This window comes from Clostridium tanneri (assembly GCF_033659955.1).
GTDB lineage: Bacteria > Bacillota > Clostridia > Clostridiales > Clostridiaceae > Clostridium_AM > Clostridium_AM tanneri.
Genome location: NZ_JARUJP010000003.1, coordinates 191,889 through 210,862, shown reverse-complemented (window position 1 = coordinate 210,862; position 18,974 = coordinate 191,889). Strand labels below are relative to the sequence as shown.

The window sequence follows — 18,974 nt, the reverse complement described above, 5'->3', positions numbered from 1 at the left end:
TTTTGTTATTTGTAAATAATGGATATATCTTTTCCATAGTACATACCACTAAGTACACCATTGATACTAATAGTATTTCTTAATTTGCTATTTTTACAAAAAAAGCTTCCTTGAACTAAGTTCAAGGAAGTCTATAATAATTTTAATATCTCTGTAATATTTTATCTTACTTTACCACCAAACTGCTTCTCTTTAAATCGTGAAGAGCTTCTACAAATCTTATAGTTCCTGTTTTAGATCTCATAACTACTGAATGTGTTGTAGCCCAATCATTTTTTGAAAATATAACACCTTTAAGCAAGTCACAGTCTGTTATTCCCGTTGCTGCAAAATATACATCGTCGCTTTTTACTAAATCATCTATAAATAAAGTTTTATCTACATCTTCTATACCCATTGAGTGACATCTGATTTTTTCTTCATCAGTATGAGGTTCTAGCTTTGCCTGCATCTCTCCACCCATACATTTTATTGCTGCAGCGGCAATAACTCCTTCAGGAGCTCCACCGGTTCCCATAAACATATCAACACCTGTACTCTCAAAACCACAAGCAAGAACAGCTGCTACATCGCCTTCTCCAAATAGTTTAACTCTTGCTCCTACTTCTCTAGCAGCTTGTACTATATATTCATGTCTTTCTCTCTCTTGAACTATTACTGTAAGTTCTGTTATATCTTTATTTAAAGCCTTAGCTACACTAAGCATATTCTCTTTTGGAGACTTATCTAAATCTATGGCACCTTTAGCACCTGGTCCCACTGCTAACTTTTTCATATACATATCTGGAGCATGAAATAAGCTTCCCTTTGGTCCCATTGCAAGCACTGCTATTGCATTAGGTAATCCCTTTGCTATTAAACTTGTACCATCTAGAGGATCTACTGCTATATCCATCTCTGGCATATTTTCTTCGCCAATTCCTACTTTCTGACCTATATAAAGCATAGGAGCATTGTCTAATTCTCCTTCTCCAATAACTACAGTCCCTCTTACTGGCATCATTTCAAATGCCTTTTCCATTCCGTCTACTGCTGCTTGATCTGCTGCTATTTTATCTCCTCTTCCCATAAACCCAGCTGAACAAAGTGCAGCTGCCTCTGTAACTCTAGCAAGTCCCATAGCTATATCTGTATTTAGCATATTACATTACCTCCAATTACTCTAAAAGAGATTAATATTATCTATTAAAATTCTATTACTTCTGATTTATTGTATATATTATTTGATTATCTTACACATTTTTTTCTCTTTTCAATTAAATATTATATCACATTTCGTCGATAACTCAAGATATAATATACAATATTACCATTGCTAACTTCAGATTATAACAAATTATTTGAAATAGTTTACTCTTAACTTATATTTAAGGCGAAAAATACTTAAGGAATAACTATAATACATAGCTGACAATTATCTTTCTCCGTTATATATATAGGGCAACTTGAAAAGGAGATTTTTATTTATATTATAAGTTTGCTTACAATATAAAGTAACAAAAAAAACTTTTAGACATTATTTTTTTCTTTAATTTTTATCCATTTAGTCTTATATCAATATTTCAAGACACATTTTTCTATTTTTCCACATTTTCTCCACATATTAATTCACAGTTTATCTACAGATATTAGGTAAGTTTTTGTAACAAACTGTACTTTATTGACTAGTAAAATATATGATAAATTCTCAATAATCTGCTAGAATAAAATAGTGTCAAAATAAAGTGTATAAATGAGGTAATAATATGGATATAAAAATTTTAGATAAAGAAATAGATAATTTAAAGGAGCTTCTTTATCGTTTGTTAGATAGTAATAGCCTTACAAATGAAAATGTAGTTAATTATAGTCAAAAATTAGACAAGCTTATCGTTGAATATCAAAAACATAGAGATTTTGTAAAAGTACAGTAATGTAAATTCGAACATACTGTACTTTTACATTTGTTCGTTAAAAAAACCACAGGTTATTTAAACTGTGGTTTTGTAAGTTCTTATTTTTATACTTTTTATTCAAGTATTCTCTAGAAATTAAGCTTCTATTTTCTCTAATATCTCATCTAAATCGACAGCCTTGCCTTTTTCATAGAATACAGCTACAAACTCACTGTAGTCGCAATTTTCCTTGTCAATTTCGTAAGAGGTATATTGAGCTTCAATATTTAATTCATCCATTAGATCCTCAACAATTTCTCCTACGCTATCTACTGCTAATTCGCTTAAATATGTTAAATAGTATTCATTATACCAAGGGTCACTTTCCTCTTCTTCCTCACTTTCATCATTAGCATAAGCTCTAGCTGCATTTAGCTCACTATCATCAAAATCAAAATAAAATCTTAGCACCACTAAATCTTCATAGCTTAATTCCTCTACATCTTCCAAGCCGTTATCTAACAAAAATCTAATTATCTTTTCCTTATCCATAAAAACATCTCCTTACTAAAAGTCATTCTTATTAGTTTGTTACTAATTAATGCTTTATATAGTTTTTTTAACCTAATATTTAATGTATTGATTTTATCATATATGAGTCATTTTTACTAATATTTTATATTATATACTATAGTGCAAAAAAATTTCATGTATAATTAATCCTGTTTATCACTTTTTATAATTTTCTACAGAATATTTCCAATAACATATTATTTTCACCTTATGTTATTATATTCATGGATTGGTGTTTAAAAATCAATGTTTTGCTCTATAAAATTTATTAAAAAGGGGAAATTTAAAATAAGACTCTAATAACAAAATCAATTTTATATTTACTATATTCAAATATAAAATTAATAAACTTCGTATATTTTACCGAATAATGTATATTGATAACTTTTTCAAATATTCAGAATAGTTCATCTTCCTTAAAACCTCTTTTTATTTTTTCTGAATAGTATATAATCTAGTATCGTACCATAAATTTTATCCATTCACTGCCAAGAATTACTTAGTAATTTTAATACCAAAAAGCGATTAATTTGTACATGCTGGATTAAATTTATGAGTTACTTAAAAGTTAACTTTTACAGAAATAAAATTGTTTATAAATGGAGGTATTACTATGGATATTAGTTTAATTGGTGTACCAATATTTTTTGGTTCAGATAAGAAAGGTGCCGAATTAGGACCAAAAAAGCTGAGGGAAAAAAATATAGTAGAAGTTCTACGCAGAAATAACCATACTGTTTATGACTGCGGAGATATTTACGTAGATAATATACCAGAGGATAGAAAATATGAATTCCATCCTAAGATGAAATATTTAAAGCCAATAGCAGAGGTTAACAGAAATTTAGCCCATCAAGTTTATAGTTCTCTTTGTGCTGGCAGTTTTCCACTTATCATGGGTGGAGATCATTCCATAGGACTTGGCAGCATCTCCGGTGCTAGCAAATATTTTAAAGATGAAGATTTAGCTGTTATTTGGATAGATGCACATGGGGACATTAATACTCCTGAAACTACACCATCAGGAAATGTTCACGGAATGCCTCTAGCCGCTGCAATGGGTATTGGATATGATGAATTAGTAGATTTATATCACATAGGTGGAAAGGTCAAGCCTGAAAATGTATTTATTGTAGGTGCCAGAGACCTAGACGAAGGTGAAAAAGAGATGATAAAACAGTATAATATGACTGTTTTCTCTACTGAAGATGTTCAAACTATGGGCGTTGAAAGAATTATGGAAACAATTCACTGCAAGCTCCAAGATAAAGGAATAAAAGCAGTTCATTTAAGCTTTGATATAGATTCTGTAGATCCTGAATTCGTTCCAGGTACTGGAACTCCTGTAGCAGAAGGAATGAACGTAATTCAAGTAAAATATGTATTAAAATATTTAATAGATACTCAATTAGTAAAATCTATGGATATTGTTGAACTTAATCCTGAATTAGATATTGATGATAAAACTGCAGACTTATATATCGATTTAATTTCATATGTATTTGGACATTTAAAAGAAACTATATAAAAATATGCAGATAGGCTAAAAGATAACCTATCTGCATATTTTTTACATTAACTCTATAAACTTATCTACAAATTCATCTGCTCTTTTTAATTCATCCTCATTAGGTACAAATTTAAATTTAAGACCTTCTTCAACTACTTTAAATTTTAGAGATTTTAATCTATCAGTAAGCATTTGAACACCTTCACCGCTCCAACCATAGGAACCAAAAGCGCCTGCAGCTTTACCTCTGTTGGTAATTGCACAAACTAAAGATAGCATATCCCATACTGGCTTAACAGCGTCTTGATTTATTGTTGGAGAACCAACTAATATTCCTGTTGATTTTTCAACTAGAGCTATTATATCATTCATATCCATTGAAGTAATTTCATGAGCCTCTGCTTTTATTCCTCTTGAATTTATTTTTTCAGCCATGTATTTACCAACTTTTTCTGTGTTTCCATAAGCAGAAACATAGAATATTTGAACATTTTTTTCTTCTGGTGCTGCCACTGTAGCCCATTCTCTATATAAACTAATATATTTTTCTATATCATCTATGTGCACTGGTCCGTGACTAGTACATACTATATCAAATTTTAAATCCTTTATTTTATCTAATCCAGCTAATACAAACTTCTTAAAAGGTCCCATAATTACATCAAAATAATATTTCATTTCTTCATAGTAATCTACATTATTATTTTTAATGTTTCCATCCTTTGGACAGTAGTGACATCCTAAGAAATCACAAGTAAATATTACTTCCTTCTCTACGGCATAGGTAAACATTGTATCTGGCCAATGAAGATTTGGAGCTATAATAAATTTTAAGGTAGTATTTCCAAGACTTAATTCCTTTGGTGCCTCCATACTCTTAAATTCTTTATTAACTATATCCTTAAGATATATAATAGCAGCTCTTGAACCAATAACTGTTGCCTCTGGATAAGTTTCTATAAGCTTCACTATTGACCCGCTGTGATCTAACTCTGTATGCTGTACAATAATATAATCAACTTTTCTGTCTCCAATGACTTCTCTTATATTTGATATATAGGTGTCAAAAAATCCTTCCTTAACAATATCAACTATAGCTATTTTTTCATCATCTATTAGATAAGAATTATAAGTTGTTCCTTCTTTTGTCTCCATTATTATATCAAAGACTCTAAGATCTGGATCCTCCACTCCGATCCAGTGGATGTTATCCTTTAATTTTACACTACTCATTTATTTTACCCCTCCTGATACATACACTAAATATAACTGTATACATTTTCCTTATGTATTTATTTTAACATAAAACTCATTTTTTTCAACTACTAATAATTATTATTTTTTAAAAAATTTTATTATTAATTGCTAGAATTTTATTACCCTTCACCATAAAAATTACATCTAAGGTAAAGGGTGGTCATTAATCACTAATTAGCTTTGATTTCTCTCCACTGTAGAAAATATATTCTAAATGTAAAGCCCTTGTAAGCGCTACATATAATATCTTCTTATCTAGTTCGTTATCTGAATAACTGGCCTCATTACAGTTGTATATTATACTGCAATCAAATTCCAAACCCTTTGTCATATAGGATGGTATTATTATTTTCTCCAATTTTAAGTTTTTATCCGTATCTTTTATAACGTCCCACTTATGATTACTATATTTTTTCATATACTCTTTAATTTTCTTGCATTCTTCATAGGTTCTTCCTATGATTGCTACACTTTTCTTATTTATCTTCTCCACTTCTTCAACTATCTTATCTACCCTGGCAGCAAATTCTTTATTTGTGTTAAACTCCAATACCTCTGGTGCTTTTCCATGCCTTAAAACAGGGGTAGCAGGTTTTAATTTATTTTCCTGTAATGCTAAAACTTTATTAGCAAAGTCTATTATTTCTACTGTAGAACGATAGCTTTGAGTTAACTGTACATAGGTGCCTTTATCCTTAAACACTTTATCTATGAGCTTTTCCCAGTCCTGTATTCCTCTATAATAGTAAATTCCCTGTCCTATATCCCCAACTATTGTTAGAGAATAATTTGATACCATTTCTGCTATAACTGCTATTTGAAAAGGACTATAGTCTTGAGCTTCATCAATTACTATATGCTTATACTTATGTTTATCCGGTACTCCCTCTATTTTAAACTTTAAATACATCATAGAAGGTAGATCATCACTATCAATTATTCCTTTTCCAAAGTTATCAATAAACTCTGTTCTAATATGATCAACTATTTTCTTTACGTCTTTAGAAATTACAGTTTCTTTTAAAATCTCTTCATTACTTAGAAAATTTATATAGAGCTTTTGTGTATCCACCTGTTTCCACTTAGTAAAATATTCTTCAAAACTCCTTTTCGCTTCCATTTTAAGTTCTTTCTTTTTGACATCCCTATCATTATATAACTCTGTAAGTTTTTTTCTTCTTTCAACGCCATCTTCCATAGTTCTTTTGGTTCGTGAGATTTGGTACTCAAAGGAAAAATCTATTCTCTCAAGAATATTATTTATCTTTTCATTTATTTTCAAGGTGAAGTATCTTTTTATTTCATCTTTTCTATTGTTTAAAGATAGATGAGCCATATCTTTTCCATATAGTCTTTTAATCTCTTCAGCTTCAAAAAGAGTATAGTTCTTTACTTTAATATCTTCTACCTCTAAGTCCTTAATTTCAATGATCTGAATATATTTATCTATTAGATTTTTATAGTCAATAGTTCCTCTTAAATTACTGCTTTCAGTAATTATCTCTAAGTTCTCCTCATACTTTTCTTCTAGAATAGCTGAAAGTTTCTTATCCTTGGTTAACACCTTGCCTTTAATCCCCAATACTTCAAAGGCCATATCTTCAAAAGTATTTTGCTTTACATTACCAACTCCAAGGTCTGGTAAAACATCAGATATATAATCTAAAAACAACTTGTTTGGAGCTATTACCAGTATGTCTTTACCATCTAGTTTCTCCTTATATTTGTATAGTAAGTACGCCAATCTATGCAACGCTACTGTAGTTTTTCCTGAGCCTGCTGATCCCTGAACTATAAGTGCTGTATTTTTTTCTGCTCTTATAACATCATTTTGCTCCTTTTGAATAGTAGCTACTACATCCTTTAATTTACTACTTACGCTTTCTTCAAGGTTTATCCTTAAATACTCATCTATTAAAGCATTCCCTTCTTCATTTCCAGACTTTAATATTATTTCATTTATGCCTTCATCAAAGGCATCTACAAGCTCACCATTTCTTACTAGAAACTTTCTTTTTAGGCTTAAGTCTCCGCTTATCACGCCAATAGGTGCTCTGTAAAAGGAATCTCCATAGGTCCCACTGTAATATAGGTCAGCAAGGGGAGATCTCCAATCGATGACCTTTTCATCTCCAGTTGCCATATCACCTAATCCAAATTTTCCTATATAAAAACTTTCCTTATCCCTTCTATACTCCCTAAAATCTATTCTTCCAAAATAAGGTTGTTCCTTAGCTTCCATATATTTTTCTAAGTTTTTATGAGTAATTTGATAAAGTTTTTCTTTAGTTTCTAACTCTTCATTGTATTTACCTTTAGTTTGTTTTCTAAGATCATCTATTCTACTCTTCAGTTCTCTATCTTCTTCTTCATTTTTTAAAATTTCATCTTCAATCCAACTTTTAGTGTTTCTTAGGTTTTCTCTTTCTAATTTCATTTGCTCGGAATCTAAAGCCAAAACACTCACCTCCAGTGATATATACAAAACTTTATTTTATATTTAATATAAAAATATGTCAATACTGGCAGAATGAGTTTAGTTGTGTTTCAATATAAAAAAGATATGACAACCCCAAATTCAGTCATCATATCTTTATATAATCCTATTTAAGTTGTTACCTTTCTCAAATCTAACTTTAAGCTTTTAGACAAGGATTTGATTAATGCAAAGGCAATAACACCGTCTACCATATGATGTAGGAAAGTTCCTACTCCTACAACCACTAGGACCTTGTACATTGTAAATCCAAAAGGTATTACAGCTATAGCTTCAAGTATTGCATGAACGGGAGCAGTTATTGCTACAACTTTACTAAAGGAAACTCCTTTCTTTAAAAGAAGGGCTCCTACTAGTCCAACAAAGGTATGCATAAATGCTCTTGCTGCAATTACCGCTGGTGCTGAAATTAAGAAACCTAAAGCAGAACCAACTCCAACCATTACTGCTGCAAAAGGCCCTAATAACATTGCTACAAACATTGGAACATGGGAAGCTAATGTGGCACTAAAGGGGCCTGCTTGTACCTTTAAAAATCCAAAAGCTAAAGGAATTATAATTGCTAGTGCTGTTAAGAGACCTGAATAAGTAAGTTTTTTTATATTTTTCATTTTAATACCCCTCCTAATATATACTCATGTATATACACTAGTATATATTACTTGCCTCCCAATGTAAATAGTCAATTGTTAGCTAAAAGCTTTTGCCTGAATATCTATTTTAGTACTAGCATTACTCTCTAATAAAAAAACCTAAACAGAAAGGCCAATCCCCTTCTGTTTAGGTATATACACTTACTTTATTGTATTATCTATTTCACTATTAAATCAAGAGCTTGTTTTAAATCTGCTATTATATCTTCAACATCTTCAAGTCCAACAGATAGTCTAACTAAACCATCGCTTATACCTGCAGCATGTCTTTCTTCTGCTGTGTAAGGAGAGTGAGTCATAGAAGCTGGATGTTGAATAAGTGTTTCTGCATCACCTAAACTTACTGCAAGAATTGCAAGTTTAACATTGTTCATTACAGTTATTCCTTCTTCAACGCCACCTTTTAATTCAAAGGAAATCATAGCTCCTGGAAGGCTCATTTGTTCTTTTGCTAGTTCATAATCTTCAAAGCTTTCAAGTCCAGGGTAGTATACCTTGGCAACAGCTGGGTGAGATTCTAAGAATTTTGCAACTTCCATAGCATTTTTACAGTGTCTTTCCATTCTTATAGGTAATGTTTTCATACCTCTTATTATAAGAAATGCATCAAATGGACTAAGTACAGCACCAGTCATATCTTTTAAGCCAAAGAATCTAACTTGGTTTATAAATTCCTGCTTACCAACTGCAAAGCCCGCTATTACATCTCCGTGTCCATTTAAGTACTTAGTTGCAGAATGAACTACAACGTCAGCTCCTAATTCTAATGGTCTTTGAATATATGGAGTACAGAAGGTATTGTCAACAAATACAAGACATTCTTTATTGTTTTCATGAGCCATATCAGATATTTTTCTAATATCGTTAACCTTTAATGTAGGGTTGGCTGGAGTTTCAAGATAAACTACCTTTGTGTTTGGTTTTAAAGCTTTCTTCACTTCTTCAAGATTTGATGCATTTACAAAAGTTACATCAACACCAAATCTTGTAAGTCCGTGATTTAAAAGTGCAAATGTACAACCGTATAAAGTATCAGATGCAACTACATGATCTCCAGCTTTCAGTGCAGTCCAAAGAGCTGACGCAATTGCTCCCATACCTGATGCTGCTGATATTGCAGCTTCTCCACCTTCAAGTAATGCTAATTTTTCTTCAACCTCAGTACAAGTTGGATTTCCTAATCTTGTGTATATGTATCCACTTTCCTCTCCAGCAAATCTCTTACCACCTTGTTCAGCTGAATCGAATATGAAAGTTGATGTTTGATATATAGGAGTAGCTAAGGAACCAAATTGCTTATCTCCAACATGTCCGCCATGTATTGCTCTTGAATTAAAACCTAAATTTTTTATATTTTCCATAGTATTTATCCCCCTTAATTTTAAAACAATGTATTTTCAATTATATATAAAGCAATATCTATGCCAATTGTTTAATCTAATGTTTGTGCTAATATGCAAAAAAAAGTTGCCACTAAACATTAAAATATGGCAACTTTTTCTTACAACTGTAAATTATTCTTTACACTCTATATTATATTTTTTTATTTTATTCATTATAGTTGTATGAGATATACCTAAGGCCTTCGCAGCCTTCCTAAAGCTAGAAGACTTTTCTATTGCTGTTAGTAGCGCTTTCTTTTCAGCAGCTTCTACAACCTCCTTAAGAGTAAGGCTAAAATCATTCTTTCTTTCTTCTCTTATGTAATCTATATCTCTTACGAAATCTAAAATTAAGTTATCCTCATTAAGTAAACTGCTATAACATAAATTCATAGCTCTCTCTACAACATTTCTTAATTCTCGCACGTTTCCAGGCCATTTATATTTTACTAGATTCTCAATGAATTCAGTTTCGGCCCCCTTTATGTTTTTATCTAATTGTTTATTTAATTTATTTATAAAAAAAGTAACTAACATCGGAATATCTTCAATTCTATCTCTGAGGGGAGGAATATATATAGGTATTACATTAAGCCTATAATATAAGTCCTCCCTGAAAGTTCCATCCTTAATCATAGATTCCAAATTTCTGTTTGTAGCAGCAATTACTCTTACGTTTACTTTTTCTTCTAAGGCACTTCCTATCTTTCTTATGGTTCCTTCTTGAAGCACTCTTAAAAGTTTTGCCTGAAGGGAAAGAGAGAGCTCCCCTATCTCATCTAGAAATATAGTTCCCTTATCTGCTATTTTAAAGAGACCATCTTTTCCATCTTCCTTTGCACCAGTAAAACTTCCTTTCGTATATCCGAAAAGTTCACTCTCTATAAGGTTATCAGGAAGGGCAGCACAATTTATAGCAACAAAATTTTTATCAATCCTGGAACTCAAATTATGAATAGCTTTAGCGAAAAGCTCTTTGCCTGTACCACTTTCGCCTCGAAGCAATATAGTAGAATTACTTCTAGCTACAGCTGAGCATATTCTTTTTACTTTTAAAATGGAGGAACTGTTTCCGATGATATCCTTGAAAGCTATTTCTTCCTTGGCTGTAATAACATTTGATAACTCTATTGCCTCATCAATATCCTTAAGAGAGGCAACGGCACCTATTGTCTTTCCCTTATCATCTTTTATAGGACGTCCTGTGGTAATATAATGAATATTATTATTTCTGTTTTTTATATGCACTTCTACATTATCATAATTTTCGCCAGTTTTTAGAAGCTTAATCATAGGTGCTTCAAATCCTAAGAAGTCACCAACATTTCTTCCAAGAACATTTTCTTTATTTACCTGGAATATGTTTTCACAATACCTGTTAAAAATTTCGATTTCCTCATTATGATTTATTGCCATAATACCGTCTTGGACAGCATCTATCATTGCAAGAAGCCTTCTCTCATTCCTCTCATAGGGAAGAAGTTCTACACTTTCAGCCTTAAATACCTCTCCTAGAGAAGTTATATCCTCCATTAGTCTTAGTCTTTTTTCCCTTCTTAAACTTTCAACTTTAATATATACTTTACCTGGGAAAACTTCTAGTGAATGTATACTTATATCATTTTTGTAAAGCCTTTTCAAAATATCAAGTACCATACCTACTCGATCCTTCGCTGTTATCTTAAGCCTCAAATAGTCCATCATTAACAACTACTCCTTCTTAATTTTCATATAAAATAAAGTAGAATTTATTACCATGAGTTTATGATATAATAAAATCAGAAAAAACTTAAGTAGTTAGGTTAAATTTTACTACATAAAAATTATTAATTTAGTATTTTGTTAATTTAAAAGATGGGAGGGTCCTTTTTATGCTGACTATAGACAAGAAGGCTCTTGAATATGCACAAGAGCGAAATGGAAGTTTTATAGTTAAAACTATCTCTGCTTCTGGCGGTTGCTGTGATGTTCCTATTAAGGATTTATCTATTGAATTTCTAGTAGATTTTAAAGAAAGTAGTAATTATAAATCTTTTGAATACAAGGGAGTGAAGGTATTCATTGAAAAATACTTGCAATTAGAGGAAGACATATTAATTTATCAAAAAATGAAACTTCCTTTCATAGGAAGTATATTTGGTTCTAAAGGCATTTCTGTTAAGTATATCTAATAAGTTTGATGGTACACAAAAATGGGCTTAGAAATTAGACTTGGTGGCCTGTGTTTGTAGGTGGAGGTGTAGTGTGCAGAAAGCTTCGAATAAGGGCTAGAAGGTCTTATGTTGGCGATTTTGAAAATGTTAACTCAAACTCAGCTTTCGCAGAAAGCATTGAGTTTGAGTTCATTTTCAAAGTTGAGCCAGCATTAGACCTTCTTCCCGAGATGAGGGCTTTCAAACAGTATAACTCTACCAAACACACCTGTACTAAGTGCACTCAAACTTCTGTTACCCATTATGCTGCTATTCTTCTTCAAGCTTGTACATTTTGGTTGCTCTATCAGTATATAAAACTCCATCTAAATGGTCTATTTCATGACAAAAAGCCTTTGCTAAGAGTCCTGATGCTGTATACTCAACTTCCTGTCCATCTAATTCCTGACCAGTTACTATGACCTTTCTAGGTCTTACAACTGACCCTTCATACCCTGGATAGCTTAAGCAGCCTTCTATATCTTCTTCTTTTCCTATTTTCTTAACTATTTTAGGATTCACAAGTATAATAGCTCCTGAGTCGTCTCTTAAATCAATTATTATAACTCTTTTTAATACACCTATTTGAGGTGCTGCTAGTCCAATACCATAAGATGCATATAAGGTATCCTTTAAGTCCTGCACAAGACTTAATATTTCCTCATCTATTTTTGCAACTTTTTTGCTTACCTTAGTAAGCGTTTTATCTCCAAATTGTAATATTTCTTTAACTGCCATATTCTCTCATCTAAAATCTCTGGATTTTAGACTAAACCTCCTCACCATTTACTATTACCAATTAGATACCATTAGCTACCATTAGCTACATGATTTCTAGGTTTTCCTCTTTTAAATCTATAATAGCTATTTTATCATAACTATTAGCTAATTTCTATATGTACTAAATGGAGACTGTATACTATCTGGTAAGCTCTGCCCAATTTTCATAAAGTTCGCTTAACTCTGTAAAAGCTGCGGATTTATCTCTGCCCATAACTATCCCCTTAAGCCTTGCAATGTTTATACTGATATTAGACATTTCATCTCTCTCTACGCTAAATTGAATTCTTGGCATAACCATTTTCCAAGCCTCTGATAACTTTTTTGTATCCTCTTCTGCTTTGCTCCAGTTATCTACTCTAATATCATCCGTTACTTCTTTTATATACATTACTACATCATCTTTTGTACTTCTTGGTTGCTTTAGATAATTGCCGCTTTTCATAACTAAAATAAATACTAGTATCACAGTAATAGGAATTCCATAATATAACAACTTTTTCATAATCTCAACTCCCCTTAAACTCTATCTATTAAAAACTTGCTTTAAAAATATGAGGTTATGGCTGCTCATATCTGACGACATTAGTTTGGCTTACGATTATCCTTATATCTGTCTATGTATAATTGACCTCCAGTATTTATGCTGACTGCAAAGACTTCTGAAGGACTCTTCACTCCATTTTTCTTTAGCTCATTTTTTAACCACTGCTTATCTTTTTTTATCGATTTTAAATTTTCCTCAATTATTATGCCATCATATATTAGTTGAATACTCATACCGCTTCCATCATTAGTTGGAAGTTTCATATCCTTTGGTGTAACCGGTTGGTATTCAGCCTTTTTCAGTACTGATAACTGTCCGTCTTTCTCTAATATGGCAAAGTCTACTTCTTCTAAATCAAATACTCCCTTTTCTCTAAGTTGTTCCAGTAGGTCAGATAATCTGTATCTTTTGTTTTTCATAGCTTCCTCTAATATCTGTCCATTTGCCATTACAATTGTAGGTTTATCATCAAGATACACCGATGCCTTTTTAGATTTTAACGATATCCATTGAATGCAATAACAAGTTGCTGTCCATGTAAATAATCCTACCCAATGTGCCCAAGCAGTAGAAGTCAAGTCTGTAGTTAAGGAGGATGCGGTAGAACCTATGGTGATACCGAGTACATAGTCAAAAAAGGTAAGTTGACTGACCTGCTGCTTGCCTAGTAGACGGGCAAAAATAAGTAATGTAAAGAAACCAATTATTCCTCTTACTAAAACTATAAGGCTTTCATGCAAAGAAAATCACCTCAATTCTTAAAAGTTTTTACTTATTTATGTAAATTGTAGTTTATAATAAGAGAAAATCTGAAAGCAGGTACCTTCAGTTTTCTCCTAGTAAAAACCATTTTCTTTCAAAGTTTATAAGAACAAAGCAAATTAGTCCTTATGTAATTAAAAATTACTGTTGTTTATACTGTGGCTCTTGCTGCTCAATGTATTGTTGTCTTCCCTGTAAAGTGTTCAGTGCATCATCAAGTGTTTTAGCTATGTTCTGAAAATCCTGCTTTGCCTGTTTATCCTCAGTTTGTAGAGCAAAAGTTTTCATTGTAGCTGCAGCACTTTGAATTCCTGCTATTGCTTGTTGCATTTGTGTTCCTACTGTCATTTTTATGACCTCCTAAAAATTATATATTTGCCAGATAAAACTTATATATTGAAAATAGAAGTTTATAACTGGTATTAACTAGTTATCCCTTTGGTTTAAAAATTAGGGCTCCTAAAAATCCAAATATTATTGCAGCAGAAATGCCGGCACTGGTTACTTCAAAAATTCCAGTTAACACTCCTACTATTCCATTTTTTTCACCCTCCATAAGAGCCCCTTTTACTAAAGCATTTCCAAAACTGCTTATAGGAAGAGATGCCCCAGCGCCAGCAAACTTTACCAGAGGCTCATATAAACCAAAACCTCCAAGTATAGCTCCTATTACCACTAAAGTAGTAGTTGTGTGAGCCGGTGTAAGTTTCAGCACATCCATCATAAGCTGACCAATTACACATATTCCTCCACCTATAATGAATGCCCAAATAAATTTTTCCATAACGGTTAAACACCTCACTTTTATATTTCAATGGAAACTGCATGAGCAACACCTGGTATACTTTCCTTTTGTTGATAGGACATTGGTGATAGTAAAGCACCTGTTGCGATTACTAAAATTCTTTTTAATTCTCCTTTTTTCATTCTATTTAAAAAGTGTCCATAAGTTACTGTAGCAGCACAAGCACAACCACTTGCTCCTGCAAATACTGGCTGATCCTTTCTATACATTAAAGTACCGCAATCCGTTAAAATATCTTCAGGGATTTTCAAACCATCTTTTCTTAATAATTCTGCTGCAATTTCATGACCTATCTTGCCTAAATCACCAGTAGAAATTAAGTCATAATAGGTAGGATCAATATTCAAGTCTCTAAAGTGAGCTTCTATAGTATCCACTGCTGCTGGTGCCATTGCAGCTCCCATATTAAAGGGATCAGAAATTCCCATGTCAACCACCTTACCAATAGTTGCAGAGGTTATTCTAGGACCATTTCCTTCCCTAGATACCAGCGCAGCACCGGCTCCCGTTACAGTCCACTGAGCAGTAGGTGGCTTTTGTCCGCCATACTCTGTAGGATATCTAAATTGCTTTTCTGCTGCAGCATTGTGACTAGCTGTGCCACATACAACATATTGTGCTGCTCCGCTATCTACCAACTGTGCTGCCAAAGCTAAGCCTTCCATAGAACTAGAACAGGCACCAAATATGCCAAGATAAGGTATAGCTAAAGTTCTTGCAGCAAAACTACTAGTAATTATTTGATTCATTAAATCCCCACTTATCATGAAATTTATGTCCTCTTTTTTAACTTTTCCCTTTTTAATCGCTATTTCACAGGCTTCCTCTAATAACTTTTTTTCTGATTTTTCAAAACTATCTTGACCTAGCCATATATCATCATGAAGAATATCAAAATCTTCCGCCAGATTACCTTTAGCTTCAAAAGGCCCTCCTACTGCAGAGGAGGAAATAATAACAGGCTTAGAATTAAACACCCATGATTGATGCCCCTTAATCATTTACATCCCACCTAACCACTTAAAAGTAATTTTAATTATTCCAACTATAAAAGCTGAAAAAACTCCAAAAGTAATTACTGAACCTGCTAATTTAAACATATTTCCACCGACTCCTAGTACATACCCCTCACTTTTATGTTCAATAGCAGTGGAAGCTATTGAATTGGCAAAGCCAGTTACTGGAATAGCTGTTCCTGCTCCAGCCCACTGAGCAATATGGTCAAAGACACCAAAACCTGTTAGTAAAACTGTCGCGATAATTACAACTGCTGAAGTAGGGTTTCCAGCTGTAGCTTCACTAAAATGAAAGTATTTTATGAATATGTATTGTATTGCTTGACCAATAGTACATATTATTCCCCCACTTATAAATGCTCTAATGCAATTTCGTAAGACAGCTCTTTGTGGTTCTTTTTCTTGAGCTAGTTTTTGATATTGCTGCTGAGCCGGTGTTAACTTCTTCTTTTTTTTATTAGACATTTTTATCACCTTCTAACGTAGTAAATGTGGCTCTAATTTTTCCATTACTTTTTTTAGTCTATTAGCATTATTAATATACATAGCCTTTGCCTTCTGGTTTTCTGTTTCTAATGCGTACTTCATAAGATCTGCTGCACTTTTTTCAATGCTTGCATATAATAACTCCCTAACATTAGTTTGAGGAAGTTGTATTACATCATCAAAAAGATCCACGTATAGCTCACCACTAGAATTCACTTGACCTATAAACACGTTGTCTAAGGTTACTCCCATATTTTCTAACTGAGCATTTAGCCATCCTTGATTCAACCCTAGGTTAGCTAGAGATTCATTTATTACGTTCCCATCTAAAATAACTGTTTGAGGTGCTGTTTGAGGAGATACCTTTATTCCTAAGTCCTTTGGAGTAACAGGTTTTTTATCTGATTTCAAAATTACATTTAAGTCTCCCGTTGACTCCATTACCGCAAATTCTACATCTGCCAAACTAAATACATTCTTAGATCTTAATCCCCTTAGAAGGTCTTCACCAGTAAACCTTGAGGACTTTAGGTTTTCCTCCATCACCTTACCTTCCTTTATAACCACCACTTCTTTTCCATTTATTAAGTCATATATGAACTTACTTTTCATAGCTAAATAATCTAATGCTATAGGCATAAAAATCCATACTGCCAACGCTATAACTCCAAATACCCAGTTTGATATTAAATTTAAGGATACTAAAGAAACTAAGATACCAATCACAGAGTAGTTAATAAAGCTAAAAGGCGTAATTTTAGCCTGACCTTTTCTTCCTAAAATTTTAACTAAAATAAGAGTCAAAAAAAATAAACCTATAGACCTAAATAACACAATCACCCAAGTTTTCATGACTACCTCCGATTAATTCCCCTTATACTGTGGTTCTTGAAGCTGTATAGCCTTTAATCTTTTTTCTAAGTCCTGAAGGACTTCTTCAGTTATCTTTAACGCCTCTCTGTAGGCATTCTTTGCTTTCCTATCTTGTGTTTGTATAGAATAGATTCTCAAAGTACTTTGAGCACTCTTCAAGTTAACCAAAGTTTGCTTTACGTTTGATCCAACTGTCAAAATATCTCCTCCTTGTTGAAGAATTTTTATTTTAAAGCTATAGTTATTTTTACGCTTATTTTTGTTTTTATTCACAATAACTACATAATAAAAAAAGCAAGAGTAACTATATACTCCTGCTTTATAATATAATTTACATTTTATATTTTGAAGGCTACTGACATACCTTACCAGGGTTTAAAATATTCTTAGGATCAAAAGCTAGTTTTATTCCCTTCATTAAACTCATATATTCACTACCATACTGTTCAAATAGATATGATTTCTTAGCATATCCAATACCGTGTTCCCCTGACACCTGTCCATTTAACTCTACAGACTTCTTATACATACATTCAAATACATCTTTAAGTTTTTTATCCCACTGCTGCTGACCTAATTCGTCTCTTAACACATAGACATGTAAATTTCCATCACCGGCATGACCAAAGCTTCTTATTCTTACATTAAATTCTTTCTGAAGCTCATCAGTATACTTAACAAACTCTGCCACCCTGTTTCTTGGAACTACAACATCACATTCATCCATTTCTGTAGTTGTGGCCTTTACCGCTTCAAGGAAAGCACCTCTAGCTGACCATACCGCTTCCTTTCTCTCATCAGTATCTGTAATATATACATCTAGTGCTCCCTCTTCCAGACAGATATTAGCAACCTTTTCATAGTCTTTTTCTATATCTTCTTTACTATTGCCATCGAAAGTTAAAAGCAAATATGCATCGGAAGAGTTATCTGGGAACTTCTTGCCTAAAAACTCTTCTGCTGCAAGTATTACTTCCCTCTGCATAAACTCTACTGCTGTTGGTATTGATTTTGATTTTATAATCTTAGGTACTGTATTTATTGCCATATCTAGATTAGGGAAAGGAATAAGTAAACTTATTGATTTCTTTGGCAATGGTAGTAATCTGAGTACAGCCTTTGTAACTATTCCTAAGGTTCCCTCAGAACCACAGATTAAGTCCTTTATGCTATATCCTGAACTATTTTTAACTACCTTTCCGCCAACTTCTATTACCTTTCCTGTTGGAAGTACTACTGTTAGCCCTCTTACATAGTCTCTTGTAACTCCATACTTAACAGCTCTCATTCCACCAGCATTTGTGTTTATGTTTCCACCTATAGTTGCTGATTTTTCACCTGGATCTGGTGGATAAAACAAGTCATGTTCCTCTACAAACTTACCAATCTCCATTAAAAGAACTCCCGGTTCTAAAGTTAATGTGAGATTTTCTTCATCTAACTCAAGAATTCTATTCATTTTAGTTAAATTAATCATTATTCCACCGTATATAGGAACAGATGCTCCAACTAGTCCAGTTCCTGACCCTCTAGCAACCACAGGAATACTATTTTCATAGGCATAAGTCATTATACTGGAAACCTCTTCTGTACTTAATACCTCTACCATAACTTCTGGCATTCTACTTACTCCACCTAACTCGTCATGGCTAAAATCTTCATTTATATTCTCTCCTACATAAACTCTATCTTCCCCTACTATACTTACTAAAAACTCAATATCCTTTTTATTTATTTTTGTATATTCATTATTGCTCATAGTCTTTC

General features: G+C 32.5%; 20 protein-coding genes. 3 read left to right on the top strand and 17 right to left on the bottom strand.

The features are described from left to right. Nucleotides 1-166: 166 nt before the first annotated feature. Nucleotides 167-1,141, bottom strand: coding sequence for a class II fructose-bisphosphatase (gene glpX / locus P8V03_RS04425; RefSeq protein ID WP_261672363.1), 975 nt, complete (start codon nucleotides 1,139-1,141; stop codon nucleotides 167-169). A gap of 604 nt (nucleotides 1,142-1,745) precedes the next feature. Here glpX and P8V03_RS04420 point away from each other — a divergent pair. Further along, nucleotides 1,746-1,913, top strand: coding sequence for an aspartyl-phosphate phosphatase Spo0E family protein (locus P8V03_RS04420; protein ID WP_261672364.1), 168 nt, complete (start codon nucleotides 1,746-1,748; stop codon nucleotides 1,911-1,913). A 117-nt stretch (nucleotides 1,914-2,030) separates the two neighbouring features. On the opposite strand, the gene P8V03_RS04415 is transcribed toward P8V03_RS04420, so the two are convergent. Next, nucleotides 2,031-2,426, bottom strand: coding sequence for a hypothetical protein (locus P8V03_RS04415; protein WP_261672365.1), 396 nt, complete (start codon nucleotides 2,424-2,426; stop codon nucleotides 2,031-2,033). Between the two features lie 634 nt (nucleotides 2,427-3,060). On the opposite strand from P8V03_RS04415, the gene rocF reads away from it, so the two are divergent. Next, the gene (rocF, locus tag P8V03_RS04410; RefSeq protein ID WP_261672366.1) at nucleotides 3,061-3,975 is read left to right on the top strand and encodes an arginase; all 915 of its coding nucleotides are present in this window, start codon (nucleotides 3,061-3,063) and stop codon (nucleotides 3,973-3,975) included. A gap of 42 nt (nucleotides 3,976-4,017) precedes the next feature. Here rocF and P8V03_RS04405 read toward each other — a convergent pair whose 3' ends face one another. From P8V03_RS04405 to P8V03_RS04385, 5 genes are all read right to left on the bottom strand, one after another. Beyond that, a complete protein-coding gene (locus P8V03_RS04405; RefSeq protein ID WP_261672367.1) occupies nucleotides 4,018-5,190 on the bottom strand; it encodes an FprA family A-type flavoprotein in 1,173 nt (390 codons plus the stop codon). Between the two features lie 187 nt (nucleotides 5,191-5,377). After that, nucleotides 5,378-7,672: an RNA polymerase recycling motor HelD gene (helD, locus tag P8V03_RS04400; protein ID WP_318796909.1), complete on the bottom strand. Its 2,295-nt coding sequence runs from the start codon at nucleotides 7,670-7,672 to the stop codon at nucleotides 5,378-5,380. 149 nt (nucleotides 7,673-7,821) lie between these two features. Next, nucleotides 7,822-8,322, bottom strand: a complete 501-nt coding sequence (locus tag P8V03_RS04395; RefSeq protein WP_261672369.1) for an ECF transporter S component — start codon at nucleotides 8,320-8,322, stop codon at nucleotides 7,822-7,824. A gap of 200 nt (nucleotides 8,323-8,522) precedes the next feature. After that, complete coding sequence (gene megL, locus P8V03_RS04390) at nucleotides 8,523-9,725, bottom strand: methionine gamma-lyase (protein ID WP_261672370.1); 1,203 nt, start codon at nucleotides 9,723-9,725, stop codon at nucleotides 8,523-8,525. Nucleotides 9,726-9,878: 153 nt separating this feature from the next. Then, on the bottom strand, nucleotides 9,879-11,450 hold the full coding sequence (locus P8V03_RS04385) for a sigma 54-interacting transcriptional regulator (protein WP_318796908.1): 1,572 nt from the start codon (nucleotides 11,448-11,450) through the stop codon (nucleotides 9,879-9,881). Nucleotides 11,451-11,617: 167 nt separating this feature from the next. On the opposite strand from P8V03_RS04385, the gene P8V03_RS04380 reads away from it, so the two are divergent. Beyond that, nucleotides 11,618-11,917: a hypothetical protein gene (locus tag P8V03_RS04380; RefSeq protein ID WP_261672372.1), complete on the top strand. Its 300-nt coding sequence runs from the start codon at nucleotides 11,618-11,620 to the stop codon at nucleotides 11,915-11,917. 291 nt (nucleotides 11,918-12,208) lie between these two features. Here the strand turns inward: P8V03_RS04380 and def are convergent, their stop codons facing one another. The 10 genes from def to P8V03_RS04330 form a co-directional block, all read right to left on the bottom strand. After that, entirely contained in the window at nucleotides 12,209-12,676 is a 468-nt protein-coding gene (gene def / locus P8V03_RS04375) for a peptide deformylase (RefSeq protein ID WP_318796907.1), read from the bottom strand. A 181-nt stretch (nucleotides 12,677-12,857) separates the two neighbouring features. Beyond that, on the bottom strand, nucleotides 12,858-13,223 hold the full coding sequence (locus tag P8V03_RS04370) for a DUF4363 family protein (protein WP_261672374.1): 366 nt from the start codon (nucleotides 13,221-13,223) through the stop codon (nucleotides 12,858-12,860). A gap of 80 nt (nucleotides 13,224-13,303) precedes the next feature. Further along, complete coding sequence (locus P8V03_RS04365; RefSeq protein ID WP_318796906.1) at nucleotides 13,304-14,005, bottom strand: DUF421 domain-containing protein; 702 nt, start codon at nucleotides 14,003-14,005, stop codon at nucleotides 13,304-13,306. 163 nt (nucleotides 14,006-14,168) lie between these two features. Beyond that, a complete protein-coding gene (locus P8V03_RS04360; protein ID WP_261672376.1) occupies nucleotides 14,169-14,375 on the bottom strand; it encodes a DUF1657 domain-containing protein in 207 nt (68 codons plus the stop codon). Between the two features lie 82 nt (nucleotides 14,376-14,457). Continuing rightward, a complete protein-coding gene (gene spoVAE / locus P8V03_RS04355; protein WP_318796905.1) occupies nucleotides 14,458-14,811 on the bottom strand; it encodes a stage V sporulation protein AE in 354 nt (117 codons plus the stop codon). Nucleotides 14,812-14,831: 20 nt separating this feature from the next. Then, complete coding sequence (gene spoVAD / locus P8V03_RS04350; RefSeq protein WP_318796904.1) at nucleotides 14,832-15,833, bottom strand: stage V sporulation protein AD; 1,002 nt, start codon at nucleotides 15,831-15,833, stop codon at nucleotides 14,832-14,834. Then, a complete protein-coding gene (spoVAC, locus tag P8V03_RS04345; protein ID WP_261672379.1) occupies nucleotides 15,834-16,313 on the bottom strand; it encodes a stage V sporulation protein AC in 480 nt (159 codons plus the stop codon). It abuts the gene before it with no gap. A 12-nt stretch (nucleotides 16,314-16,325) separates the two neighbouring features. Further along, nucleotides 16,326-17,186, bottom strand: coding sequence for a DUF421 domain-containing protein (locus P8V03_RS04340; protein ID WP_318796903.1), 861 nt, complete (start codon nucleotides 17,184-17,186; stop codon nucleotides 16,326-16,328). Nucleotides 17,187-17,198: 12 nt separating this feature from the next. Further along, nucleotides 17,199-17,405 carry a DUF1657 domain-containing protein gene (locus P8V03_RS04335; protein WP_261672381.1) on the bottom strand — a complete coding sequence of 69 codons (207 nt, stop codon included), beginning with the start codon at nucleotides 17,403-17,405 and terminating at the stop codon, nucleotides 17,199-17,201. Nucleotides 17,406-17,559: 154 nt separating this feature from the next. Continuing rightward, the gene (locus P8V03_RS04330; protein ID WP_261672382.1) at nucleotides 17,560-18,966 is read right to left on the bottom strand and encodes an FAD-binding oxidoreductase; all 1,407 of its coding nucleotides are present in this window, start codon (nucleotides 18,964-18,966) and stop codon (nucleotides 17,560-17,562) included. Nucleotides 18,967-18,974: the final 8 nt, after the last annotated feature.